Below are 24904 nucleotides of genomic sequence, written 5' to 3' on the forward strand. Positions count from 1 at the left end.
GCCGGTCACCGCACCGCGCTGACGCCGGGCGGCCCCGGCTCCCGGCGCGCGCACCCGGAGGGCGAGTCCGGAGGGCGGCAGCCGACCGTGCGCCGACCGTTGACGCGGCTCGGATGAGCATGTGACATTGCACATGTCACTCAGCGCCGCTCGAGGGATTTGAACGTTCAAACCCCTGCCCGCGCACGCCGCCCCGCCCCCTGACGCACCGCCACCCGTCCGACAGGAGAGCCCCCATGCCCCCCACCCGCGCCCCGCGCCGCCGACCGGTCCGCGCCCTGCCCCCGGGCTCAGCGGTCCTGGCTGCCCTGGCCGTACTCGCCGTCCAGGCCGTCGGCGCGGGACCGGCCCGAGCCGACGGCCCGGCCGCGCTGGTAGACGGCGGCGGCTACATCCTCGGCTCCGTCCTGGACGGCGGCTGCCTCGGCCCGCAGTACGCGCAGCCGGCGGCCGGCACGCCCGTCGTCGGCGCGGCCTGCCAGGGGCTGCTCAGCCAGCGCTGGCAGCTGCACCGCACCACCGACGGCTACCGGCTGGTCAACGCCGCGAGCGGACGCTGCCTGACCCTCGACGGCACCGGGCGGCATCCCGGCACGGCCGACTGCGGCGCCGATCCCACCGCCGAGACCTTCGCCATCTCCCCGGCGCCGGGCGGGAGTCACACCCTGGCCGCGCACGGCGCCTGCCTCACCACGGCAGGCGACCACAGGCAGAACAGCGCAGCGGATCGCGAGCAGGACGGCGCCGCCGACCGCGAGCAGAGCAGCGCCGCCGACCGCCGCGGTTGCGACGCCCGGCCCGCCCACCGCTGGACCCTCACCCGCAGCGAACCGCTCACCCTCACCGACCCCGGCTTCGAACAGGGCACGGACGGCTGGACGTTCAGCGACCACACCGGCGTCGCCACCAACAACCCGCACGGCGGCACCCGCCTCGCCTACCTCGACGCCGGCTCCGGCCACCGGATCGCCCAGCAGGTCACCGCCGTCACCGCGGGCAGCTACGACCTGTCCGTCTGGATCGCCACCGGCGGCGCCGGCGGCACCTTATCGGTCAGCGTCAACGGCACCGTGGTCCGCTCGCTGACCCTGCCCGAGCAGCCCGTCTACGCGAAGTACACCCTGCCCCGGGTGCACGTCGCGGCCGGCGACCGGCTCACCCTCGGCATCGGCTCCTCCCCCACCGGCTGGGTCAACGCGGACGACGCCGCCGTCGCCCCGTCCGCCCCCAGCGACCCGAGGATCAGCTCCTCGGACCCGGAGGTCGTCGCCCTGTTCGACTGGGCCAAGACCAAGGCCAACAGCTGGGTGCAGCAGGCCGGCACCACCGGCGTGCTCAACCAGGACGAGAACAACCCCGGCGGCACCGGCACCACCACCTACGACACCACCTACTGGGCCGGCTACCCGTTCCGCTCCGACTTCTACAGCCGCGACTTCGCCCACCAGCTGGTCGGTGCCCACCTGCTCGGCCTGGACGCCGAGAACAAGACCATGCTGCGCGGGTTCGCCGCCTCCGCCACCGAGACCAACAAGCTCTACCCGGTCTGGGCGCTCAACTTCGACGCCAGGACGTACGGCAGCATCGACTACCGGAGCCCCGACCGCTTCGTGCGCGAGCTGCCCGCGCCGTTCGAGCTGGTCGAGAAGGCCGGCGAGGCCTACCGGTGGACCGGGGACCGCGACTACGCCGACGACCCCGCGCTGAGCGGCTACGTCCGCAACACCCTCGGCCCCTTCATCGCCCAGCACCCCGGCCCGGTCGACAACGGCGGCCTGCCCATCCCGCAGGCCACCAGCCGCAGCATCTTCGCCGGCACCGCGAGCTACGCCGAGAACGCCACCAGCACCTACGCCGAGGCCGGCGACGCGATCGGCGCCCAGTACCAGGCGTACCTCGCCGCCGCGACCCTGGCCACCGCCAAGGGCGACACCGCCGCCGCCACCGGCTACCGGCAGGCCGCCACCGCGCTGCGCGACTACGTCAACACCACCTGGAGCGTGGACCGGCAGCAGCCCGGCGAGGTCGTGCACGGCTACGACACCACCGGCAAGCCGGTGACCGGCTGGGGCTACGAGTCCAGCGTGCTGATGCCGGTCAAGCAGCTGCTCGACCCCGGCCCGCGCCGGGACGCCCTCCTCGCCGCCATCGACGCCGCCGACTCCGGCCCGCAGCGCTCGACCAACCTGGAGGCCTACACCTACCTGCCCGACGCCTTCTTCGCCAACCAGGACGGCGACACCGCCTGGAAGTGGATGCGGCAGATCTACCAGGGCGTCGACCAGCTCCACGCCACCGGGCGGCTGCTCAACGGCGACTACCCCGAGGTCCCGTTCACGCTGCTCGGCCAGACCGTGCAGGGCCTGCTCGGCGTCGAGCCCGACGCCGCCGCGCACACCCTCGTGACCGCCTCCCGGCTGCCCGCCTCGATGGGCTGGCTGGAGGTCGCCGACATCCCGGTCGGCGCGGGCTCGGTCACCGTCCGGCACGACGGCCACCGCGGCAGCACCGTCACCAACACCGGCCGTACGCCGCTCACCTGGGAGGCCCGCTTCGCCGGCCCGCACGGCGGGATCACCGTCGACGGCAAGGCCCGGCCCACCCGCACCAGGACCGTCGACGGCGTGAGCTACACCTACGCCACCGTCACCGTCGCCCCCGGCCGCACCGCGAGCGCCGCCGTCACGGACTGACCCCCACCGCACCCGCCGCACCACCCGGCCGGCCGGCGGCCCCCAACCGCCCGGCCGCACACCCCGCTCCACCCGACGCACCGTCACCACCCCCACACCCTCAGGAGCGCGCATGCGCCACATCCCCCACCGCCTCGCGGCACCCGTGCTCGCGCTGGCCCTCGCCGCCACCGGCCTCGGTGCCCTCACACTCGGCACGGCCGCCCCCGCCGTCGCCCTGGGCAACGGCAACGCCCTCACCCCGCCCATGGGGTGGAACTCCTGGAACTCCCTCGGCACCGAGGTCACCGAGGACCAGGTCGTCCAGACCATCGACTTCATGGCCGCCAACGGCCTGGTGGCGGCCGGCTACGACACCGTCACCATCGACGACGGCTGGTCGCTCTGGCACCGCGACGGCCAGACCACCGACCTGGTCCGCAACGCCGACGGCGGGCTCCAGCTCCACGACGCCGCCGGGAACCCCGTCAGCGGCACCGACGGCACCGGCAACGACCCCACCACCGGCCACCTCCTCCCCCGGCCGGACCACTTCCCCGCGCAGACCGTCAACGGGCGGACCGTCAACGGCATCGAGTACCTCGCCCAGTACGCGCACGGCAAGGGCATGAAGTTCGGCCTCTACGCCACCGACACCTACCTCACCTGCCAGATGCACCCCGGCAGCCTCGGCCACGAGAGCACCGACGCGAGCGACTTCGTCTCCTGGGGCGTCGACTACGTCAAGTACGACGACTGCCCCTACGGCCCGCAGATCACCGGCCCGGACGGCCACAACTACTTCACCCAGGGCGAGGGCAAGGAGCTCACCCGCTCGATCTACGCCCGCGTCCAGACCTTCCAGCGCGCCCTCGACGCCGCCTCCGCCGCGCAGGGCCGGCCCAAGGTCACCCTCAGCGTCTCCGCCCAGCCCGCCCACACCGGCGTCCCGTACCTGCTCGCCGCCGACGACCCGGCGCGCACCGACCCGGTCGTGCAGGCCGCCGGCACCGCGCCGTTCCAGGCGCCCGGCTACGCGCCGACCGGCGTCTGGTGCGGCCAGGTCGCCAACCTCTGCCGGATCGGCGGCGACCGCGACAGCGAGCTCGACGGGGTGCTCTGGAACGGGCAGTTGCAGACCGCGCTGCAGTACCCCGGCAACGTGCGCCCGGGCAGCTGGAACGACCTCGACATGATGTTCACCGGCTGGCAGGACGTCTACGGCGCCTGGGGCACCACCGACACCTGCACCTGCCACAAGCCGTTCACCGACGACGAGTCCCGCACCGAGACCTCCGTCCTCGCGATGCTCGCCGCCCCGCTGGTCTCCGGCGCCGACCTGCGCACCGCCGCACAGTCCCAGCACAGCGCGGACGGCCACACCTGGTCCACCGGGATCGACGCCGCTAGCCTGGCGGTCCTGAAGAACCGCGACGTCATAGCGATCGACCAGGACGCCCTGGCCAAGCCCGCCACCCTGGTCGGCGCCAAGCCCGCGAACGCCACCGCGCCGGTCGTCCTCCAGCGGCGGCTGGCGAACGGCGACACCGCCGTGCTGCTCGTCAACCAGGACCCGGCCGCGAGCCGCACGGTGAGCACCAGCCTCGGCGAACTCGGCCTCACCGGGCCCGGCTACACCGCCAAGGAGCTGTGGACGGGCGCGAGTTCGACCGTCACCGGCACGCTCGGCGCCTCGGTGGCCCCGCACGGCGTGGCGCTGTACCGGCTCAGCGCCCGGCCGGCCACCGGGCCGGCCGCGGTGGTCGACGACGGCCGCTACCACGCGATCGGCGCCGGCGGCAGTGGCGGCCTGGTCCTCGAAGTGGCGGGGACCTGCAGCTCGCCGCTCGGCGCCGTCGCCGACGTCAACACCTGGTGGCCCACGCACACCTCCGAGCAGTGGACCTTCACCAGCAATCCGGACGGCACCGTGCGGATCGCCGACAACTGCGCCACCTCCACCCACGCGCACACCGTGCTCGCCGCCGGCACCGACCCCGGCAACAGCGCCTACCTGCTCGACTACTCGCCCGGCAACCGCTGGCAGGAGTGGCGGGTCGCCCAGGACGGCGCCACCGGCGCGCTCACCATCACCAACGTCGCCACCGGCCTGGTCCTCAACGCCCGCACCGGCACGGCGGGTTCGACCGTGACCACGGACGCGGCCGACGGCGCCGCCCCCGGACAGGGCTGGGGCGTCGTGTCCTGACCTCCCGGGTGCCCGCGTCCTGACCGCATCACCTGATCACGCTCCCGGGCGCTCCTCCTCCACCACGACGCCGACGCCCGGCCAGTGGCGCGCCAGGTCGGCGAAGAAGCGCTCGGCGTCGATCGCCGCCTCGGGCGGGCGGACGCCCGGGGCGTGGACGCCGCCGTCCAGGAGCTGGGCGAGGCCGAGGGCCGCCGGCACGCCGGTGCTCTCGGCCATGTCGCCGAGCAGGGCCTCGGCGCCGGTGAGCCGGGCGAGGACGGTGACCGGCCGGCCCTCGCGGCCGCCTGTGGCGGCGGCGAAGAAGCCGGGAAGGCTGCCGGGGCCGGGGAAGCGGGCCGCCCGGGCGGCGGCCCGCAGGGTGCGGCGCAGCGTGGGGCGGTCGAGGTCGACGGCGGCGGTCTCGTTGCCGAGGCGCCCGGCGTCGAGGTCGTCCCGCAGGACGTCCAGGTAGGCGGCCGTCCTGGCGGTGACGACCATGAGGTTGGCGGCCGCGCCGCCGGGCCGCAGGCTGCGGTGCAGGGTGACCGGTTCGGGGTGGCCGACGGTGTACGCGGTGCCGCGGTGGCCGCCGGGCAGGTCGAGGGCGACCGGCCGCAGCGGGGGCCGCTGGACGATCCGGCCGCCGTCGACCACCGCGACCGTGCCGCTGATCTGCTGCATCCAGTGCACGGCGGCCGCCAGCGGGGCACCGTCCGGTCCGATCAGGGAGGTGTCGTCGGGTTCGGCACCCGCGTCGACGGGCCAGGCGGTGTAGAGGTCGGTCAGGGTGTCGAGGCGGGCGGCGGCCCGGACGGCGAGCAGGTTACTGACGCCGGGGCTGGCGCCCATGCCGATCACGGCGCGGACGCCGGCGGCGCGGGCCTCGCCGTCGAGTTCCAGCATCGCGACGGTGGGTTCCCAGTCGTCGCAGATGTCCAGGTAGTGGGTGCCGGTGCGGATCGCCGCGCGCAGCACGCCCAGGCCGAAGCGGTAGTACGGGCCGACGGTGTTGAGGACGGCATCGGCTTCCGCAAGGGCGGCGTGCAGCTGCGCCCCGTCGGTGACGTCGACCTGGCGGGCCCGGACCGGCACCGGGCCGCCGGCGAGGGCGGCGGCGGTGCGGCGGGCGGCGTCCGGGTCGCGGTCGGCGATCACGAGTTCGTGGACGCCGGGCAGTCGGGCGGCGACCCGGGCGGCGACGCGGCCCATCGCTCCCGCTCCGCCGAGGGCGAGCACTCTCATCGTCGTTTCTCCTTTCGCCGGCTGCGTCCACCGGCTTTGCGGCTGGGCCGTCAGCGCTGCCCGAGCGAGGTCAGGAAGCTGCGGTGCTCGTCGAGGTAGCCGGGGCTGAAGAGCGAGCGGGGTGCGGCGATCGCGAGGAAGGTGCTCTCCAGTTCCGAGTCCTCGACGGATTCGGGGACGATGTTGTGTGTGGCGTCCGGGTAGCGCTTGACCCGGAGCTGGCCGGGCGTGGTGAGGATCCTGCGGTAGCCGGCCTCGGTGTCGTCGCTGTCGACGTTGATGTCGCGCCCGCCGAGGAAGAGCAGGACCGGCACCCGGAGGGCGGCGAGGTCGTCGCTGGCGTCGGAGGTGTGGTTGCGGCGGTTGAAGTCCCAGCGCTGCGGGGTGAGGCCGTCGACGTCGCCGCCGCCGGCCCGGTACTGCTCGAAGGTCTGGCCGGCCCGGAGGGCGGCGAGGTTCCGGTCGCTGCGCGCGATGGCGGCCGCGGTCTCGGCCGGGGTGGCGTGCTTCTTCCTGAGTTCGGCGAGCAGGTTGTAGCGGCCCTGCTGGAGCCAGTTGACGGCGGGGGCGACGGCGATCACGAACTTGACGTCCGGGGACTGCCGGGCGGCCTTGGGCATCACCCAGCCGGCCTGGCTGGCGCCCCAGAGGCCGATCCGGGCGGGGTCGATGCCGGGCTGCTTCTTTGCCCAGGCGATCGCGGCGACGGTCTCGTCGGCGCGGTCCTGGATGCTCTGGTCGAGCCAGTTGCCGGGGGCGCCGTCGACGCCGGGCTTGTCCCAGGAGAGGGAGGCGTAGCCGGCCTTGGCGATGGCCTCCCAGATCGGCCGGTAGAAGGTGTCGTGGGTGGCGTTGGTGGGGCCGTCCCCGTGGACGAAGACGACCAGGCCGGCGGGGGTGCGGCCGCCGGTCGGGCGGGCGAGGACGCCGTGCAGCGGCTGTTTGCCGCCGGTGATGGTGACGCGTTCCTCCTTGAGGTCGTACTCGTTCTGGTAGACCACCCAGCCGCCCGCGCCGAGCAGGAGCACCACCACGGACAGCAGTGATCCCCAGAGCAACCATCGCCTGCGCATCTTCACTCCACCAATCTATCGTTCTCAAAACGAACGTATCAGATGTGAACGTATTAGGATGGTCGCCATGGTGGAGATTCCGACCCGGGTGCTGGTCGAGGCGATGGTCCGTACGGACGGCACGGTCGACTGCGGCGACCTGTACGCCGTGGCCGGCCTGCTCGGGATGACCGACCAGCAGGTCCGGCTGACCGTCAAGCGCCTCACCGACGACGGACGGTTCGTCCAGGAGGGGCGCGGCCGCCGGGCCCTGCTGCGGGCCACCGCCGAGACCCGGCGCTCGATCGACCCCGACGTCGAGTACGTGGCACTGATGTACGCCCAGGACCGCGGCCGGGCCCCCTGGGACGGCGTCTGGCACCTCGCGGGATTCGCCGTCCCCGAGCACGCCCGGCCCGCCCGCGACGCGCTGCGCGAGGCGATCCTCCGACTCGGCGGCGCCCCGGTGCAGAACGGCCTCTACGTCTCGCCGCACCCCTGGGAGGAGGACGTCCTCGCCGAGGCCGCCGCCCTCGACGTGCGCGGCCACCTCACCCTCCTCACCAGCCGCGACCTGCGCACCGGCGAGACCGACGACCCCCGCGCGCTCGCCCGGCACTGGTGGCCGCTGGACCAGGTCGCCGAGGGCCACCAGCGGCTCGCCGAGGTCGCGGCCGACCGCCTCGCCCGGCTGGAGAAGGGCCTCACCGGATCCGAACTGCTCACCGTCGCCCTGGAGTTGGCCGCCGCCTTCACCGAGGCGATGGAGCCCGACCCGCTGCTGCCGCCGGAACTCCTGCCACAGCCCTGGCCCGGCACCGCGGCCCGCGAACTCGTCGCCCGCTGCTGGGCGCTGCTGCTCGCCGACCCCGGGCCGGGCACGACCCGGCTGTTCGACGCCTACGCCGAGGTCGTCGCGGCCGTCACCGCGTAGCCGCCGGACCCGGCTCGGGCGCGGCAGGTGCGGCAGGCGCGACCGGCTCCGGCAGGGTGCGGAACAGCAGCCAGCTCAGCACCGGCATCAGCACCAGCGGCAGCAGGGCAGTACGCAGCGAGGTCGCGTCGGCGAGGCCGCCGATCACCGGGCTCGCCAGGCCGCCGATGCTGACGGTCAGCCCCAGCGTGATCCCGCTGGCGGTGCCGATCCGCGAGGGCAGGTAGTCCTGCCCCAGCGTGACCTGCAACGAGAACGGCACGTACAGGCCCGCCGAGGTCAACGCCACGAAGACGTACAGCGCCGGGCCCGGCACCAGCACCACGCCCGCCACGGCCACCGCCGCCACCAGGTACGACCAGCGCGCCACCGCGACCCGGCCCCAGCGGTCCGCCAGCGCGCCGCCCAGCACCGAACCCACCGCGCCGCCCGCGTACAGCACCACCAGCGCCGCGGTGCCCGCCGCCGTACCGCCGCCGACCCGCTGGGTGGCGAACAGCGCGAGGAAGGTGCTCAGGCCGGTGAAGGCGATCGAGCGACACACCACGGCCAGCGACAGCCGCACGAACGAGGCCCGGTCGTCGGCCCCGGCCACCGGCGCCGAAGCCGCCCCGGCGGCCCGCCGGCGCTCCAGCTCGCGCAGCACCGGCAGGCACAGGACGGCGCCCGCGAGCGCCGGCAGCACCAGCAGCGGGGTCAGCCGCAGGCCGCCGCCCGAGACCACCACGGAGACCAGCAGCGGGGCCGCCGCGAAGCCCAGGTTGCCGCCCAGCGAGAACCAGGCCATCCCCCGGTGGCCGTCCCGCGCGGCCAGCCGGGCCACCCGGGCGGACTCCGGGTGGTACGCGGCCACCCCGACCCCGGACAGCGCCACGAAGGCCAGCGTCAGCGGGTACGAGCCGCTCACCCCGCTGAGCGCGATGCCCACGCCGCCCACCAGCGTGCTGACCGGCAGCAGCCAGGGCAGCGGGCGGCGGTCGGTGATCGCGCCGAACAGCGGCTGCGCCACCGAGGAGAGCAGCGAGGCGGCGAGCACCACGCCCGAGACGGCGGCGTAGCCGTAGCCGCGCTCGGCCACGAAGAACGGGACCAGGGCGGCCACCGCGCCCTGGTAGACGTCCACGCAGGCGTGTCCGAGGGACAGCAGGGTGATCGAGGAGTCCCGTTTGCCGGGTGTGCTCTTCGGATTGTCAGGCGTACTGGATGTATTGGACGCACTGGGCGTAGTGATCGGGAGATTGTCCGGCGTTGTCTTCGGCATGCCGACATGCTCGGCGCAGCGGCACCTGTCGGGCTTCCGATAATCTGCCAGGTGATGCCGAACATCCGCCACGACCCCGTCGCCCCGACCCGCGCCCAGCGGCTGGCCTCCGGCAGCGGGATCGACGCCCACCGCCACGACGACCACCAGATCGCCTACGCGGCCAGCGGCGTGCTCGCCATCACCACCGACGCCGGCTCCTGGGTCGCCCCCGGCACCCGCGCCATCTGGGTCCCGGCCGGCACCGTGCACGCCCACCAGGCCCACGGCGAACTGGACCTCCACCTGGTCGGGCTGCCCGCCGCCGAGAACCCGCTCGGCCTGGACCGGCCGACCGTGCTCGCCGTCGGGCCGCTGCTGCGCGAACTGATCGTCGCCTACACCCGCACCCCCGAGGACGACAGCCCCGAACGGGCCCGGCTGCGCGCCGTCCTGCTCGACCAGCTGCGCGCCTCCCCGCAGCAGCCGCTGCACCTGCCCGCCCCCGCCACGCCGCTGCTGCGCGCGGTCTGCGACCGGCTGCGGGCCGACCCGGCCGACCAGCACACCCTCGCCGAGCTGGGCCGGGCGGTCGGCGCCAGCGACCGCACGCTCTCCCGGCTCTTCCGCGCCGACCTCGGCATGACCTTCCCCCAGTGGCGCACCCAGCTGCGGCTGCACCACGCTCTGGTGCTGCTCGCCGAGGGCCTGCCCGTCACGGCGGTCGCGCACCGCTGCGGCTGGTCCTCCGCGAGCGCCTTCATCGACGTCTTCCGCCGCACCTTCGGCCACACCCCAGGCCGCCACCCCACCTACTGACCCGGCATTGTCCGCCGCTGGTGGCAGGGTGGGGGCATGTGCGGTCGCTTCGTCTCCACCACCACGCCCCAGGACCTCGTCGCCCTGCTCGGGGAACTGCGCTGGGATCCGGCCGAGTCGTTCGCGCCGAGCTGGAACGTGGCGCCCACCGACCCGGTGCCCGCCGTCCTGGAACGCGTCGACCGGGAGAGCGGCGAGCTGCTGCGGCAGCTGCGCCCGCTGCGCTGGGGCCTGGTGCCGTCCTGGTCCAAGGACCCCTCCGGCGGCGCCCGCATGATCAACGCCCGCTCGGAGACCGTCCACCTCAAGCCCGCCTTCCGCAAGGCCTTCACCACCCGGCGCTGCGTCATCCCCGCCGACGGCTACTTCGAGTGGCGCGAGGTGCCCGCCGCCGCCGACCGGAAGAAGTACAAGCAGCCGTACTTCCTCAGCACCGGCTCGGTCATGCTGATGGCCGGCCTGTACGAGTTCTGGCGCGACCGCACCCGGCCCGAGGACGACCCGGCGGCCTGGCTCGCCACCGCCACCGTCATCACCACCGACGCCACCGACAGCGCCGGGCGCGTCCACGACCGGATGCCGCTCACCATCGCCCCCGCCGACCTGGCCGCCTGGCTCGCCCCCGACCTCACGGACTCCGACGAACTCCACCACCTGCTGCGCCGCCCCGCCGACGGCGCCCTGCGGGTGAGGGCCGTCTCCCCCGCCGTCAACAGCGTCCGCTCCAACGGCCCGGAACTGCTCGACCCCGCCCCGGACCCGCTGGGGCTGGCGGACTGACGTCCGACCGGCCGTCAGGCGATCCGGCCGGCCGGCCAGCCCGGGGGCGAGGACCAGGACGCCTCCAGGCCGCCCGTTCCGGTGGCGTGCCAGGTGGGGGCGGTGTGCATGATCATCCGGGTACGCTACCGTCCGGTACCGACAGTGGTGCGCCCGGCTCCGGGTGACCGGCGGAATCCGGTGACACGGCGCCCGCCCACGACTACGGTGGGCGGGCGGAACCGTACGTGGGGGTGAGGGCGCCGAAGTGTTGATGTCCAGGACGACGCATGTCCGGCCCGAGGGCGGCCTGCCCGACCACGAGGCCTTCGACCAGCGCCGCCGCCCGGTCTCACCCGCCACCGCCGGGAACCCGCATGCCGAGCAGCGGGCGGCCGTGCTGCCGCCCGAGGCGGCGCGGGCCGCGCTGACCGTCGAGGCGAGCGCCCCCGCTCCCAACCTGCCGCCCCGCGCCGCGGACCGACTCGTGGGCCGCGACGGCGCGTTGCGGGCGATCGCCGAGGCGCTGTCGGACGGCGACGGCAGCGGGCTGGTCACCCAGGCCACCACGCTGCACGGCCTCGGCGGGGTCGGCAAGACCACCGTCGCACTGCACTACGCCTACGCCGAGGCCGCGCACTACCGGCTGATCTGGTGGATCACCGCCGAGTCCGAGGAGCAGCTCGCCGAGGCCTTCGCCGACCTCGCCGTCCACCTCCACCCCACCTGGGCCCTCACCGCCCCGCCCGGCCAGCAGGTCGAGTGGGCGCTCGCGTGGCTGCGCGCCCACGACCGCTGGCTGCTCGTCTACGACAACGCCGAGGACCCGGTCCACCTCACCCCCTATCTCGGCCGGCTGCTCGGCCGCGGCCACCAGTTGGTCACCAGCCGCCGCGCCGGCGGCTGGCACCCCGGCATCCGCCCGGTGCGGATCGACGTCCTCGACGCCCCCGAGGCCACCCGCCTGCTCTGCGGCGCCGCCTACCCCGGGGCGCGGGCCGAACAGGCCGAGGTGCTCGCCCTGGCCGACGAACTCGGCCACCTCCCGCTCGCCCTCGCCCAGGCCGGCGCCTACGTGCAGCAGACCGGCACGACCTTCGCCGCCTACCGCGAGCTGCTGCGTACCAGCAGCCCGGCCGGCCCTGACGCCGGCTCCGGCACCGGTACCGGCTCCGACACCGGCTCCGGCGCGGTGGCCACCGTCTCCCGGCTCTGGCACACCACCCTGCGCACCGTCCAGGCCACCACCCCGTTCGCCGTCGAGCTGCTGCGCACGCTCGCCTGGTACGCCCCCGAGGCGCTGCCGCGCGAAGCCCTGACGCCCTTCGGCGCGCGCCGCCCGGCCGAGGTCGACTCCGCACTGCGGCTGCTCGCCGACTACAACCTGATCACCCTCGGCGACACCGTCACCGTGCACCGCCTGCTCCAGGGCGTGCTGCGCCGTTCCGACGGCGCCCGCCCGCTGCGCCGGCGCGCCGAACAGCAGCTCGCCGAGGCCGCCGCCCGGCTCTGGCCGACCGCCGGGCCCCGGCTGCGCCGGGCGCTGCTGCCGCACATCCGCGAGCTGGCCGCCGGCGGCCCGTCCGAGCAGCCCACCCCGCAGACCGTCGCGCTGTACCGGCTGGCCGCCGGCGAGCTGACCGACCGGGCCCAGCGGGTGTTCGCCATCCCGCTGGTCACCGCGATGGCCGACGGCCAGACCCGCCTGCTGGGCGCCGACCACCCCGACACCCTGGCCACCCGGGGCCGGCTCGCCGAACTCCACGCCCGGGCCGGCGATCCGGCCCGGGCCGTCGCGCTCTGCCGGGCGGTGGTGGCCGACCGCACCCGCCTCCAGGGCCACGACCACCCGGCCACCCTCGCCGACCGCAGCACCCTCGCCCACGCCTACCGCAAGGCGGGTGAACACCGGTGCGCCGTCGAGGAGTTCCGCGCGGTGGTGGCCGACCGGGCGCGGGTGCTCGGCGCCGACAGCCGGGAGACCCTCACCAGCCGCGCGGGCCTGGCCTACGCCCTCCAGGTGGCCGGTCAACACCAGGCGGCGGTGGCGGAGTTCGAGCGGCTGCTGGCCGACGCCGGCCGGGTCCTGGACGACCCCGACCACCCGGACATCCTGGCCCACCGCAACGGGCTCGCGTACGCCCAACTCACTGCCGGCCAGCATCGGTTGGCCATCACCCTGTACGAGCAGGCGGTGGCCGACCGGGCCCGGGTGCTCGGCGCCGACCACCCCGACACCCTCACCAGCCGCGACTGGCTCGCGGCCGCCCACGTCGTCGCGGGCGACCACCGGGCCGCGGTCGCCGGGTACGAGGCGCTGGTCGCCGACCACGTCCGGGTGCAGGGGCCGGACCATCCGCAGACCCTCTTCGCACGCGGCCGACTGGCGACGGCCTACTGCGAGGCCGGGCACCCGGCTTCGGCGGTCGCCCGGTTCACCGATCTGGTCCGCGACTACACCCGCGTCCTCGGGCCCGACCACCCCCACACCCTGGACGTGCGCAGCGGTCTCGCCCACGCCCACCGCGAGGCGGGCCAACTCCGGACGGCGGTGGACGAACACCGGGCGCTGGTCCGCAGCCGCTCCCGCGTCCAGGGGGCGGACCACCCCGGCACCCTGGAGGAGCGCAGCGACCTCGCCTACGCGCTGCGCGTCGCGGGCCGGACCGACCGTGAACTGGACGAGTTCGAGGGCCTGGTGGCCCACCGCGCCCGCGTCCAGGGCCCGGACCACCCGGACACCCTGGACGAACGGTCCAACCTCACCCGCACCCTGCTGCTGGCCGGGCGCCCCCGCGCGGCGCTCGCCGAATGCCGACGGCTCCTCGCCGACCGTGAGCGGGTCCACGGCCCCGACCACCACGAGACCTTCGAGGCCCGGCTGAGCCTGGCCCGGGCCCTCGGCGACGCCGGCGACCACCGGCACGCGGCGGAGCTGTGCGACCGACTCGTCGCCGACCGGCTGCGGGTGCTCGGCGCCGACCACCCCGCCGTCCTCCACACCCGTGGCTGGCAGGCCTGGCTGCACGGCGCGGCGGAGCACCACCGGCAGGCCGTGGAACTGCGCGAACGGCTGGTGGCCGACTACGACCGGGTCCACGGCCCCGACCACCCGCAGACCCTCAACGCCCGCACCGGCCTGGCCTACGCCCTCCAGTGCGCGGGGCGGATCCGGGAGGCGCTCGCCGAACGCGAACGAGTGCTGGCCGACCTGACCCTGACGCTCGGTGCCGGGCATCCCACCACCCTCAGCGCCCGCCTCCAGCTGGCGCGGACCCACGACGAGAGCGGCGACCACCCGCGCGCCGTGGAGCTGTACGCGGAACTGGTCGCCGACTGCGTCCTGCTGTACGGCGAGGAACACCCCCGCACCCTCAGTGCCCGGTGGTGGCTCGCCTCCGCGCACGGGGACGCCGGGGAACACCGGCGCGCGGCGGAACTGTACGAAGCGCTGGCGGCCGACCGCGCCCGGCTCCAGGGCCCCGACCACCCGGAGACGCTCAACACCCGCTGGTGGCACGCCGACAGCTGCCGGGAGGCGGGCGACCACCGACAGGCCGTCACGCTGTCCGAAGCCCTGGTGGCCGACCACGCCCGCGTCCACGGACCGGAACACCCCGACACCCTGGGCGCCCGTCTGGCGCTGGCGCAGGCACTCACCGCCGCCGGCCGGCACCGCCGGGCGCTGGAGCTCCACCAGGAGCTCGTCGCGGACCGGGCCCGGCTCCAGGGTCCCGACCACCCGGACACCCTCAATGCCCGCTGGTGGCTGGCACACGACTGCCAGCAGGCCGGCGAGCACCGCCGCGCGGTGGAGCTGTACGACGCGCTGGCGGCCGACCGCAGCCGGATCCTCGGCGCCGACCACCCCCAGACCCTCACCGCCCGCTGGTGGCAGGCGAACGGCCACCAGCGGGCCGGCCACCACCGCCGCGCGGTGGAGCTGTTCGACGCACTGGTGGCCGACGACACCCGGATCCGCGGTGCCGACCACGCCGAGACCCTGGCCACGCGCGCCGGACTGGCCTGGGCCACCTCCGCCGCGAAGGACCACCGCCGCGCCATCGCCTGCTACGAGGCCCTGGCCGCCGACCGCACCCGGCTCCACGGCGCCGACCACCCGCTGGCCCTGGACGCCCGCGGCTCCCTGGCCTGGGCGCACGGCGAGGCGGGCGAGCACCGCCGCGCCGCAGAGCTGCACTCCGCGCTGGTGGCCGACCGCACCCGGCTCCAGGGCCCCGACCACCCCGAGACCCTCGACACCCGGCGCTCGCAGGCGGCGGGCCACCGCGAGGTCGGCGAACTCGACCGCGCCCTGGAGCTGTACGAGGCACTGGTCGCGGACCTGGCCCGGGTCCTGGGCGCCGACCACCCCACCACCCTGGACACCCGGCTCGGCCTGGCCCGGACCTGCCGCGACGCGGCCGAGCACGACCGCTCGGTGGACCTGTTCCGGGCCCTGGTCGCCGACTACGAACGGGTGCTCGGACCGGACCACCCCGACACCCTCGACGCGCGGCTCGGCCTCGCACGGTCGGTGGTGGCGGCGGGCGACCACCCCGCCGCCGCCGAGCTGTACACGGCGCTGCTGGCCGACCAGGAGCGGGCGCAGGGCCCGGACCACCCGGACACGCTCACCACCCGGTGGTGGCAGGCCGCCGCCCACCGCGACGCGGACGACCAGCGCCGCGCGGCCGAGGCCTTCGGCGCCGTCGCCGCCGACCGGGCCCGGGTGCTCGGCGCCGACCACCCGGACACCCTCAACGCCCGCTGGTGGCAGGCCTCCTCGTACCGCGCGGGCTACGACCTCCAACGCGCGCTCGACCTGGCCGCGCCCCTGGTCGCCGACACCGAGCGGGTGCTCGGACCGGACCACCCCGACACCCTCGGCGCCCGGTTCCTGCTGGCCTGGACGTACCGGTCGGGCGGCGACCACCGCCCCGCGACGGAACTCGACGAGGCGCTGCTGCGGGACCGGATCCGGCTCCAGGGCCCGGACCACCCCGGCACCCTCGCCTGTCGCGGCAGCCTCGCCCAGGACCGCCGACTCGCGGGCCTCCTGCACCAGGCCGAGGCCGAACGGGAGGCACTGGCCGCCGACCGTGCGCGCATCCACGGCCCCGACCACCCGGACACCCTCCACCAGCTCTCCCAACTCGCCGAGGCCGTCCTCGCCACCGGCGAACTCGACCGCGCCACAGCCCTGTTCACCGAGCTGATCGCCCACCGGAGCCGGGTCCAGGGCGCGGACCACCCGGACACCCTCGGCGAACGCTCCAGCCTCGCCTCCACCCACGCCCGCGCCGGCCGGCAGCGGCAGGAGATCGTCGAACGGGTGATGCTGCTCGCCGACCACGAGCGCGTACACGGCCAGGACCACCCCGACGCCCTCACCGCGCGCGCCGACCTCGCCCACGCCCACCGCCGCCGCTGGGAGCACGACCGCGCCGACGCGCTCTACCGCGCCCTGCTGGCCGACCGCACCCGGATCCTCGGTGCCGAACACCCCGGCGCCCTCGACGCCCTCGATGCCCTCGACGACCGGGACAGCATCGCGCTCAACCTCGTCGAGGCCGGCCGGTACGCGGAGGGCGCCGACTGCTACCGGGAGGTGCTGGCCGCCGTCGAATCGGCCCTCGGTCCGGAGCACCTCCTCGCCCACGCCGTGCGGTACGGCCTCGCCCAGGCCCTGGTGCTCGCCGGGGACCACGCCGACGCGATCGCCGAACTGTCGCCCCTGACGCCGGACTGGACCCGACCCGCCGGCCCCGCCCTGCCCGGCCTCGTCCGCTCCGGGTGCGTCCTCGCCCTCGCCCGCCACCTCAACGGGGAGCACGACACGGCGGTGCGCCTGGCCGCCGCCCTCGCCGCCTGCGCGGACGACGCCCTCGGCAGCACCGACGACGCCACCCTCACCGCCCGCGAGGCCCACGCGCTGCTGCTGGCCTGCGGCCCGCGGCCGCTGCGCGCCGTCGTCCGGCTGGAGGAACTCGCCGAGGAGTGCGCCGCGAGCCACGGCCCCCGCAACTCCCTCACCCTGAGCATCCGCCAGAGCCTCGCCCACGCGCGGCTGCGGGCCGGCGACGCCATCGGGGCGGTGCGGGTGTACGAAGGCATCGTCGCCGACCGGATCCCGGCCGGGGCACTGCTGACCGGGCACCGGCAGGCCGACGACGTCGCCGTCAGCCTCGGCACCCTGCGCCCCGGGCTGCTCCCGGTGTTCCCCACCCTGGCCGTCGGCCTGGCCGCCGCGCTCGCCGCGAGCGGGCGCCGGGACGCCGCCCAGGGCCTGCTGGCGGCCGTCCACACCGCGCGCCGGACCCTGATGGGCCCCGGCCATCCGCTGGCGGTGGAGAGCCGGACGGCCCTGGCCCGACTCGACGGCGGCGCGGCGGAGTCGCTGCCGGCCGCACCCGTCCGCGCGGAGCTCGGCCCGGAACCGTCCGAACCGGCCGCGCTGATCCGGCGCTCGCGCGGATCGCGGCACCGCCCCCCGGCGCCCGCGCCGGCCAGGACGGCCTGGCGGCCCCGGCTCACCCTGCTCGACGAGCCGGCGGTGGGGGCCACCGTGCACCTGGAACTGCGGCTGGAACCCGAGGTGCCGCAGAGCGACCCCGGCGCGCTGCCGGGCCTGCGCCTGGTGGCCGTCGCCGCCTCGGACGCCGTGCTCGATCCGCCCGTCGCCGACTACAGCCCCGCCGGGGAGCCCGTCCGCTTCGCGCTGACCCCGTCCGTGCCGGGGCCGCACACCGTCCGGATCACCGTCTACGACCGGGGGCACGGCGCCGTGCTCCAGGACCTGTGCGCCGTCGTCGACGTCCCGCCCGGCCCGCAGGCCCCCGCCATCGCCCAAGCCATCACCGTCGCCGACATCGCCCAGGACGAGGAGTAATCGCGTGGCCCGGGACCTCCTCGTCGAGATCCGCCAGAACCCCTCCGCCGACTTCACCCGGCTCCCCCGGCAGCAGGCGCCGGACGCCCCGCAGGCCAAGGAGCCGGCCCCGCTGGACCTCGTGGTCTCGCTGCGCCGCCACCGCGACGACCTGTTCGTCTCCGCCTTCCGGCCCGGCGAGCGCACGCCCTGGTCCCGCCCCCACCGCGCGGAGCTGAAGGTGTCCGCCCCCGCCCTGCTCGCCCGGGCCTCCCGGCTGCGGACCGTCTGGCGCGACCGCCTGGTCCAGTACGACCCGGAGCCGATCGGCGGCTACCCCTTCGCCCAGGCCGTCGACTTCAACCGGCTGGCCGGCGTCGCCGAGCGGCAGGTCGCCGAACTGGCCGAGGAGGGACGGTACTTCCTGGAGGTGATGCTCGACGGGCCGGAGCGCGAGCTCACCGTCTTCCGCGAGTACCTCACCCGGACGCTCACCGAGCACGGCTCGCTGCGGATCAGCTTCGACTCCGACCTCCACCTGCCCTGGCCGATGCTCGCCGTCGACGGCGGCCACGCCGACCCGTGGGCGGACTTCCTCGGCCACCGCCACCAGGTCGAGCAGACCGGCGCCGGCTACCCGCCGATCCAGCCGCCGTACCCGGCCCGCACCAGGCCCGTCACCAGCCTCAACACCGACGACCAGCTCACCGACGTCGGCCGGGCCCCCGAGGTCCGCAAGCTGCTGGAGGACCGCTCCCAGCTGACCGTGCGCACCGAGTCCGAGCCGCTGCTCCAGGCGCTGTCCTCCGCCGTGCTGGACGAGGACGTCATGTACTTCTGGTGCCACGGCCAGTTCGTCGCCGGCGACTCCCCGTACGAGCAGCTCGCCGTCCGGCTCTCCGACGACCGCCAGATCGACGCCGACCTGGTGCGCCGCCACCGCCGCCGGCACGCCGAGGCGCCGGACGCCATGTTCCGGCCGTTCGTGCTGCTGAACGCCTGCCACACCGGGCAGTCCACGGCCGCCGAACTGGAGCACCTCGGCCGGGCGCTGGTCGACCTCGGCGCCAACGGCGTGCTCGGCCCGCAGATCGAGATCCCGCAGGTCTTCGCCGCCGAGTACGCCTTCGCCTTCCTCGACCTCTACCTGACCGGGGAGTTCACGGCGGGCGAGATCACCCAGCAGCTGGTCCGGCGGTTCGCCCGCGAGTACCGCAACCCGCTGGCGCTCACCTACTCCCTGCACTGCGGCCTCGACAGCATCCTGGAGCTGACCCCGTGACGGCGCCCACGCCCATCGCCACCGCCACCGTCGACCTGGACGAGGAGGGCCAGCTGCTCGTCCCCGGCACCCGCACGCCGGTGCCCGAGGCCCGGATCGCCCAACACCTCGCCCGGCACCTGCGCATCCCCCCGCGGGCGACCGACGTCTACGTCTACGTCCACGGCTGGCAGACCAGCCCCGCCGCCGCCGACCGCTCGGCCGCCGCCCTGCTCACCGAGGCCGCCGCCCTGCACCGGTCCGCGCCGACCGCCTACCCCGGGCTGACCAGGGGGTTCCGCCCGTGGTGCGTGGTGGTGCGCTGGCCGTCCTCCAGCCTGCCGTCGCCGGCCGGCTACCGCCGGATCCGGGCCCGGGCGCACGCCATGAGCGCCCAGGGGCAGGCCGGGCGCGTCCTGGGCCACCTGCTCGGCTACCTGGACGCCGACCGCGGCGACCCGGCCTCGCCCCGCGTCCTGGCCAACCGCAACGGCCAGTACCTGCACCTGGTCGGCCACTCCTTCGGCGGCCGCTTCCTCTGCGAGGCCGTCCAGTACGCGGCCGACCGGCCCGCCGGGCCGCCGGTACTGGGCTGGAGCCGGCCGGGCGACCCCACCCGGCCGTTCACCGTCGACAGCGCGCTGGTCTTCCAGATGGCCGCGCCCCGCGACGCCTTCACCCACCTCTTCCCCCGGCTGTTCCTCGGCCCCGGCCGCCCCGGCGCCCCGCTGCGCGGCCCGCTGGTGCTCACCCACTCCCGCTGGGACCGCGCCACCGGCTTCTGGCACCTGCGCGCCGAGGGCCGCCCGGGCATCGGCCACTCCGGCACCGGCGTCGCCCCCGTCCCCCAGTTCAGCACCCGGCTGCGCCCCACCGCCTCCCCGTACCCGCGCACCGAGTTGGACCACCCGATCGTCAACATCGACGCCGCCCGGGTCTACCGCGGCGGCCTGGCCACCCGCCTCAACCCGGCGGGCGCCCACTCCGACTTCCACCACCCCGAATCCGCCCACCTGCTGCTCAGCCTCGCCGCCCACTCACGCTGACCGCCCACTCACGCTGACCGCTCGGGTGTCCGAGGCCGTGCGCTGATCCGACGCGAGGTGTCAGACCCGCCCCAGCGGCAGGAGGTACTGCACGGGCTCGTCCAGGTCGTCCAGGCCGAGGAGTTCGTGGGCGAGGTCGTCGTGGACCCCGCCGAGGGGAATCGTGCCGAGGCCGAAGGCCGTGGCGGCGAGCAGCAGGTTCTGGGTCAGGTGGCCGGCCTCCAGCAGGCCCAGGCGCAGCGCCCGCAGGCCGTAGCGGCTGCGCAGCAGGGCGAGGTCGACGTAGACCGCGAGGACCGCGGGGGCCTCGTCGATGCCGACGGCGTCCGGATCCGCGGCCGGGCGGGAGAGGTAGGAGGAGAGGGCCTTGAGGTCGTCGAGGGCGGGGGCCGGGCCGATCGGGCGCAGCGCGCGGCGCTCCGGCAGGCACTGGTAGGTGCCGGCGGGCAGGCCGTCCACGGCGAGGGCGAGCAGGCGCAGACGGACGCTGTACAGCGCGCCCGCGCTCGGGTACGGGCGGTGGCCGTGGGCGGGGGCGGTGCCGTCGGCGATCGGCCGGCGCGGTTCCGGGCCCGGTGCGCACGCGGACCAGAGCACCCCGCCGAGGGTGGCGGTGGTGAGCGGGCCGGTCAGCGGGCCGCGGGCGGAGCGACGGGTGCGCAGGGCGTCGGCGAGGGTGAGCTCCGGCAGGGGCTCGGCGGGCAGCCGGACGTCGTCGGGCTGTTCCCGCGGGGCCGGGCGGGGCGCCAGGTCGCGCAGCGCGGTGTCCTCGCTGCGGCCGATCTGGAACTTGCTGCGCTCCAGGTACTGGTAGTCGGGGGCGTGCCGGTCGGCGGGGAAGAAGGCGAACGGCCGGTCGGTCTCCAGCAGCGTGCGGGCGGCGAGCCGGCAGACCGCGCGCTCCTCGTCGGGACCGACGCCGAGGCGGTTGAACAGCATGTGCAGCTGGGAGGCCCAGGCCCAGGACAGCCGCTCGGCGGCCTCGGGCGGCGAGGCCGCGCGCATCCGGTCGGCCGCGGCCGCCACCTGCCCGGACCAGTCGGTCAGCCAAGGTGCGGCGGCGCCGGTGTCGAGTGCCTCGCGCAGGGCGCGGGCACGCCGGGCCAACGCGTCCCGCTGCCGGGCGAACACCGTGTTGACCCTGGTGTGGACGGCCGCGCCGGGCAGCGGCCGGTACTCGGTGACCCAGCGCCAGGAGGCGGCGTGGCGGCGCAGCCAGCGGGCGGCGGAGAGGTCGTCGAGGCCGAGCGCGTGGGCGGTGGTGTGGGCGAGGTCGAGGGCGAGCGGCAGGCGGGCGGCGGTTGCGGAGGCGGCCCGCAGGGCACGGACGGCCGTGCGGGAGGAGTGGCCGAAGAGGTCCTCGGCGATCGGCAGCAGGGCCGGGCCGCCGTAGCGTTCGGTCTCGGGCTGGTAGGGCACCGCCGTCACCTCGCCGTGGCGGGGCGCCCAGGGGCCGGTGGGCGGGGTGCGGCGGGCGGCGAGGCGGGCGAGGTCGGCGGCGAGTCCTTCGGCCTGCTCCGGCGCGCCCGGGCCGTGGAAGCGGATCCGCAGGTGGGGGCCGCCCTCGCCGTAGCGGATGAAGAACCAGTCGGCGTCCGGGTCCGTCGTCAGCCCGTCCATCAGGGGGGCGAGGTCGTCGGTGACGAAGGCGTCGGCGTCCCGGGCGGTCAGGGGAAGCGCGAGGTGCAGGCTCTGCCAGTGGGTGGTCGGCCGGTGGTGGGTGGTCATCGGGTCCTCGGGGAGGGGGTCGGGGCCGTCACGGGAACGGGTGCGGGTGGAGGGCCAGGTCGTCGTGGTGCAGCGGGCGGGGGCTGCGGCCGAGCCGGTGCGGGACGGCCAGCAGCCGGGGCAGGCCGCGGGTGCGGCGGTTGACGTGCCCGAAGGTCATCGGGAGGGTCCCGGGGATGACGACCTTGGCGCAGTACAGGCCGAGCCGTTCGCGGACCCCGGGCTCGTCCTGGGTGACCACCACGACGTCGAGGCCCTCCTCGGCGAGCCGGGCCACCGTCCGCTCCAGCAGCAGGGTCAGGTCGGTGACCGGCTCGGGGGCGCCGGGCCAGCGTTCGGGCCAGGGCACCGGGGGCGGGCCGGCGAAGAGGAAGTCCAGGCGGGGCTGCGCCTCGGGCAGGGTGTTGAGGCCGACGTGGTCCTCCAGGCCGACCACCAGCTCGGGGCGTTCCAGCATCGGCCGCAGCCGGTCCGGGTCGCGCGGCCCGCCCGGAGCGGCCTGGCGGTGCGCCGCCTCCTGCACGTTGGTGACCACTTCGGCGACGGCCGAGCGGATCGCCGCCCGCGGGTCGTGGTGGGCGCCGGCCGCCAGGAAGGTGCGCGGGGCGTCCGGGTGGCTCCCCCGGTACCGGCAGAGGGCGATCACGGCGGGAACGCCGAGGTCGTTGGTGGCGTCGAGCAGGGTGAGCCGGTAGCCGAGCAGGCGCGCGCGGTCGGCGAGGTCGGCGACGGCCGGGTCCTCGACGGGGACGGCGACGCCGGGCAGCGGGGTCCGCGCGTACCAGGCCATCAGGAAGGCGTCCCGCTCGGCGACCTCGAACAGCCCGTAGAGGGCGGCCTCCTGGGGGCTGCTGCCGAGCCCGCAGCCGTTCGAGGACTCGTAGACCACCCTGGGGCGGTCCCGGTCCGGGAGCTCCCAGTAGGCGACGTGCTCCGGCACGGCGAGCGGGCGCGCGTGGGTGAGGGACCAGCCGTGGACCCAGTCCAGCACGAGGTCGGGGGTGTACGGGACGGTGGCCCGGTTCGGGTGCCCGTGGTGCGCGGGATCGGGCAGCCCCAGCCGGACGGGGTCGAGGACGGCCTCGGGCCCCAGGTCGCGCGCGAGGTCGCCGTAGGAGCCCCGCAGGACGGTCCTACGGCCGAGCGGCCGCATGCCCGCGAAGCGCTCGACGCTCTCGAACAGCGCCACCCGCTCGCTGGACCGGAAGTCCACGGCCCGCCCGTAGCCGCCGTCGTCGAGCAGCCGGCCGTCGGTGACCCAGGCGGTGGTGAGGGCGAACGCCGAGTCCTCGGTGCGGAACAGGCGCCGGACCGGGCCGAACCGCTCGTCGTACAGCTCGGCACGCAGCCGGTCGTTGGCCCTGCCGTCGGTGCCCGTCAGGTCGTTCGCGCCGCGCAGCACGGCCGGATCGGGCAGCGGGCGGGGTGTCAGGGGCAGCCGGGCGGCGGCGGGCGAGTCGGCGGGCAGCGGGCGGCAGACCGGGCAGCCGCCGACGGGGCGGACCAGGTGGGTGGACCAGGTGGCGCGGTCGCCGTGGACGAGGTGGACGGTGGCGTGCGGCCCGGACTCCGCCCGGTCGGCGGCGAGGTCGGCGGCGAGCGCGGCGACCGCCTCGGTGAAGGCCGGGGTGCCGGTGCCCGCGAGCGCCAGTGCGGGGCTGTGCCAGGGCACCCGGCCGCCCGCGGTGGCCAGGCGCTGGTACTCGGTGCAGCTCAGACAGGCCGACGCCCCCGGCTCCAGGACCGGCCCGACGACCGTCAGCGCGCCGTCCTCCCGTACCGGCACCAGTCGCACCGGGTGCTCCAGCGCGTGGCGGCTGAGTCGGGCGGCCAGGTCGAGGGTCCAGCTGGTGAGGTGGACGACGGCGGTGCCGCTCGTGGTCGCCAGCGCCCGCTCGGGGTCGAGGACCGGCAGGTCGGTGGCGGTGGTCATGGGTGGCCTCCGGTGGTCACGAGAACCGTGAAGCCGCAGCCGTCCAGGGCGTTCGCCAGGGGGCGGGCGGCGGCGGTGGCGGACTGCCAGGGGGCGGCGCGCAGCCCGGTCAGGCGGCCCAGGGAGTCGCGCAACGCCGCTTCCCGGCGCGCGAGTTCGGTGATCCAGCGGTCCGTCCAGCCCTCGTCCGTCCAGCCCTCGTCCGTCCAGCCCGGGTCCGTCCAGCCTGGCTCCGGGCGGCCTGGGTCCGGACGTCCGGGCGGCTGCCGCCGGGCGGCGAGCGGGGCGGCGGCGCCGGTGAAGGTGGTGTGATGGGCGGCGGACAGGCCGCGACCGGCGGCCATGAGGCGGGTCAGGGCGGACAGAGCGGCGACGGCGACCGCGTCGGCGGGGGTGGCCTCGACGGCCCGGCCGAGGACGGTACCGGCGGTGGCCACGACGGCCAGGAAGGCCTGCTCGTCGGCCAGTTGGCCGAGTTCCAGCTCGGGAGCGTGGCCGAGGCGCCGGGCCAGCGCCGCCCACCAGTGCGCCGCCTGGGGGTGCTCCCGCCAGGCGGCCCACGCGAGGGGGCGGCCCTCGGACGGGCAGGCGTGGGCCGCGCGACGCAGGGCCCGGCCGAGTGCGTGGTCCGGGTCGGCGCCCACGACCGGGGCGGTCGGGTCGAGTGCGGCCAGCCCGAGTTCGGCGGCCCGGCAGGCGGCGGCCAGCCGGGCCAGGTCCGTCCGGGCCGCACCGGCCACCAGGGTTCCGGCGGGTGTGCGGCAGGAAACCAGGGCCGCCGGCAGTTGCGGCAGGTCCCCAGGCGAGGGCGCGTCGAGTACGCCGAGGCGCGGATCGCCGAGTGCGGTGACCCTGCGCAGGGCCTCGGCCAGGCCGTCGGGCGGCCCGGCGGTACGGCCCGGGCCCGCCGCCCACGGGTGGTAGTCGGCGCGCGGCGGGCGGGCCTCGGCCACCAGCACCGCCGGGCGGCCGACGAGCAGCCGCGGATCGCCGTCCGGATCGCCCGGGTCCGGCAGGCCGGCGACCGCGCAGAGCAGCCGCTGCGCCGTCGCGGCGGCGAGCAGGGCGGGGAGCGTCGCGGGTGGGGGACCCGCACCCGCCGGCTTGGGGTCCGCGCGCAGGCGGGCCGAGTCGGCGGCGGCGGCCCCCCCGACGC

General features: G+C 76.1%; 13 protein-coding genes and 1 pseudogene. 8 read left to right on the top strand and 6 right to left on the bottom strand.

What is annotated here, in order from left to right:
- The first annotated feature begins 236 nt into the window (after positions 1-236).
- Together ACFV6I_RS00840 and ACFV6I_RS00845 are read left to right on the top strand one after the other, a co-directional pair.
- The gene (locus ACFV6I_RS00840; protein WP_380423161.1) at positions 237-2693 is read left to right on the top strand and encodes an RICIN domain-containing protein; all 2457 of its coding nucleotides are present in this window, start codon (positions 237-239) and stop codon (positions 2691-2693) included.
- A gap of 112 nt (positions 2694-2805) precedes the next feature.
- Positions 2806-4881 (top strand): RICIN domain-containing protein, encoded by a 2076-nt coding sequence (locus ACFV6I_RS00845; protein WP_380423162.1) that lies wholly within the window; start codon positions 2806-2808, stop codon positions 4879-4881.
- 36 nt (positions 4882-4917) lie between these two features.
- On the opposite strand, the gene ACFV6I_RS00850 is transcribed toward ACFV6I_RS00845, so the two are convergent.
- Positions 4918-6105, bottom strand: a complete 1188-nt coding sequence (locus tag ACFV6I_RS00850; RefSeq protein WP_380423163.1) for a saccharopine dehydrogenase family protein — start codon at positions 6103-6105, stop codon at positions 4918-4920.
- Between the two features lie 50 nt (positions 6106-6155).
- Positions 6156-7178 carry an alpha/beta hydrolase family protein gene (locus ACFV6I_RS00855; protein ID WP_380423164.1) on the bottom strand — a complete coding sequence of 341 codons (1023 nt, stop codon included), beginning with the start codon at positions 7176-7178 and terminating at the stop codon, positions 6156-6158.
- A gap of 67 nt (positions 7179-7245) precedes the next feature.
- Here ACFV6I_RS00855 and ACFV6I_RS00860 point away from each other — a divergent pair, with 67 nt between their 5' ends.
- Complete coding sequence (locus ACFV6I_RS00860) at positions 7246-8091, top strand: PaaX family transcriptional regulator C-terminal domain-containing protein (RefSeq protein ID WP_380423165.1); 846 nt, start codon at positions 7246-7248, stop codon at positions 8089-8091.
- Here ACFV6I_RS00860 and ACFV6I_RS00865 read toward each other — a convergent pair.
- Positions 8081-9352 (bottom strand): MFS transporter, encoded by a 1272-nt coding sequence (locus ACFV6I_RS00865; RefSeq protein ID WP_380423166.1) that lies wholly within the window; start codon positions 9350-9352, stop codon positions 8081-8083. The two genes, ACFV6I_RS00860 and ACFV6I_RS00865, sit on opposite strands and share 11 nt — an antisense overlap.
- A 54-nt stretch (positions 9353-9406) precedes the next feature.
- On the opposite strand from ACFV6I_RS00865, the gene ACFV6I_RS00870 reads away from it, so the two are divergent.
- The 5 genes from ACFV6I_RS00870 to ACFV6I_RS00890 all read left to right on the top strand — a co-directional run bounded on the left by ACFV6I_RS00870 (position 9407) and on the right by ACFV6I_RS00890 (position 20087).
- On the top strand, positions 9407-10150 hold the full coding sequence (locus tag ACFV6I_RS00870; RefSeq protein ID WP_063345881.1) for a helix-turn-helix transcriptional regulator: 744 nt from the start codon (positions 9407-9409) through the stop codon (positions 10148-10150).
- Between the two features lie 36 nt (positions 10151-10186).
- Positions 10187-10930 (top strand): SOS response-associated peptidase, encoded by a 744-nt coding sequence (locus tag ACFV6I_RS00875; protein WP_380423167.1) that lies wholly within the window; start codon positions 10187-10189, stop codon positions 10928-10930.
- Positions 10931-11183: 253 nt separating this feature from the next.
- Positions 11184-17801 carry an FxSxx-COOH system tetratricopeptide repeat protein gene (fxsT, locus tag ACFV6I_RS00880; protein ID WP_380423168.1) on the top strand — a complete coding sequence of 2206 codons (6618 nt, stop codon included), beginning with the start codon at positions 11184-11186 and terminating at the stop codon, positions 17799-17801.
- 4 nt (positions 17802-17805) lie between these two features.
- Entirely contained in the window at positions 17806-19062 is a 1257-nt protein-coding gene (locus tag ACFV6I_RS00885) for a CHAT domain-containing protein (RefSeq protein ID WP_380423169.1), read from the top strand.
- Complete coding sequence (locus ACFV6I_RS00890; RefSeq protein WP_380423170.1) at positions 19059-20087, top strand: hypothetical protein; 1029 nt, start codon at positions 19059-19061, stop codon at positions 20085-20087. Before ACFV6I_RS00885 ends, ACFV6I_RS00890 begins: the two co-directional genes overlap by 4 nt.
- 60 nt (positions 20088-20147) lie before the next feature.
- Here the strand turns inward: ACFV6I_RS00890 and ACFV6I_RS00895 are convergent, their stop codons facing one another.
- The 3 genes and pseudogenes from ACFV6I_RS00895 to ACFV6I_RS00905 form a co-directional block, all read right to left on the bottom strand.
- Positions 20148-21815, bottom strand: a complete 1668-nt coding sequence (locus ACFV6I_RS00895; RefSeq protein ID WP_380423171.1) for a thiopeptide-type bacteriocin biosynthesis protein — start codon at positions 21813-21815, stop codon at positions 20148-20150.
- Positions 21816-21843: 28 nt separating this feature from the next.
- Positions 21844-23748, bottom strand: a complete 1905-nt coding sequence (locus tag ACFV6I_RS00900) for a TOMM precursor leader peptide-binding protein (RefSeq protein WP_380423172.1) — start codon at positions 23746-23748, stop codon at positions 21844-21846.
- Positions 23745-24904 (bottom strand): annotated as a pseudogene (locus ACFV6I_RS00905) (hypothetical protein); the annotation flags it as partial. The gene ACFV6I_RS00900 and the pseudogene ACFV6I_RS00905, both read right to left, overlap by 4 nt.

This window comes from Kitasatospora sp. NPDC059803 (assembly GCF_042732255.1).
Taxonomy (GTDB): Bacteria; Actinomycetota; Actinomycetes; order Streptomycetales; family Streptomycetaceae; genus Kitasatospora.

Bases quoted from the DNA above. Each gene is read 5' to 3' on its own strand.
- ACFV6I_RS00840 (WP_380423161.1), top strand. From the start codon at position 237: ATGCCCCCCACCCGCGCCCCGCGCCGCCGACCGGTCCGCGCCCTGCCC.
- ACFV6I_RS00845 (WP_380423162.1), top strand. From the start codon at position 2,806: ATGCGCCACATCCCCCACCGCCTCGCGGCACCCGTGCTCGCGCTGGCC.
- ACFV6I_RS00850 (WP_380423163.1), bottom strand. From the start codon at position 6,105: ATGAGAGTGCTCGCCCTCGGCGGAGCGGGAGCGATGGGCCGCGTCGCC.
- ACFV6I_RS00855 (WP_380423164.1), bottom strand. From the start codon at position 7,178: ATGCGCAGGCGATGGTTGCTCTGGGGATCACTGCTGTCCGTGGTGGTG.
- ACFV6I_RS00860 (WP_380423165.1), top strand. From the start codon at position 7,246: ATGGTGGAGATTCCGACCCGGGTGCTGGTCGAGGCGATGGTCCGTACG.
- ACFV6I_RS00865 (WP_380423166.1), bottom strand. From the start codon at position 9,352: ATGCCGAAGACAACGCCGGACAATCTCCCGATCACTACGCCCAGTGCG.
- ACFV6I_RS00870 (WP_063345881.1), top strand. From the start codon at position 9,407: ATGCCGAACATCCGCCACGACCCCGTCGCCCCGACCCGCGCCCAGCGG.
- ACFV6I_RS00875 (WP_380423167.1), top strand. From the start codon at position 10,187: ATGTGCGGTCGCTTCGTCTCCACCACCACGCCCCAGGACCTCGTCGCC.
- fxsT (WP_380423168.1), top strand. From the start codon at position 11,184: ATGTCCAGGACGACGCATGTCCGGCCCGAGGGCGGCCTGCCCGACCAC.
- ACFV6I_RS00895 (WP_380423171.1), bottom strand. From the start codon at position 21,815: ATGACCACCCACCACCGGCCGACCACCCACTGGCAGAGCCTGCACCTC.
- ACFV6I_RS00900 (WP_380423172.1), bottom strand. From the start codon at position 23,748: ATGACCACCGCCACCGACCTGCCGGTCCTCGACCCCGAGCGGGCGCTG.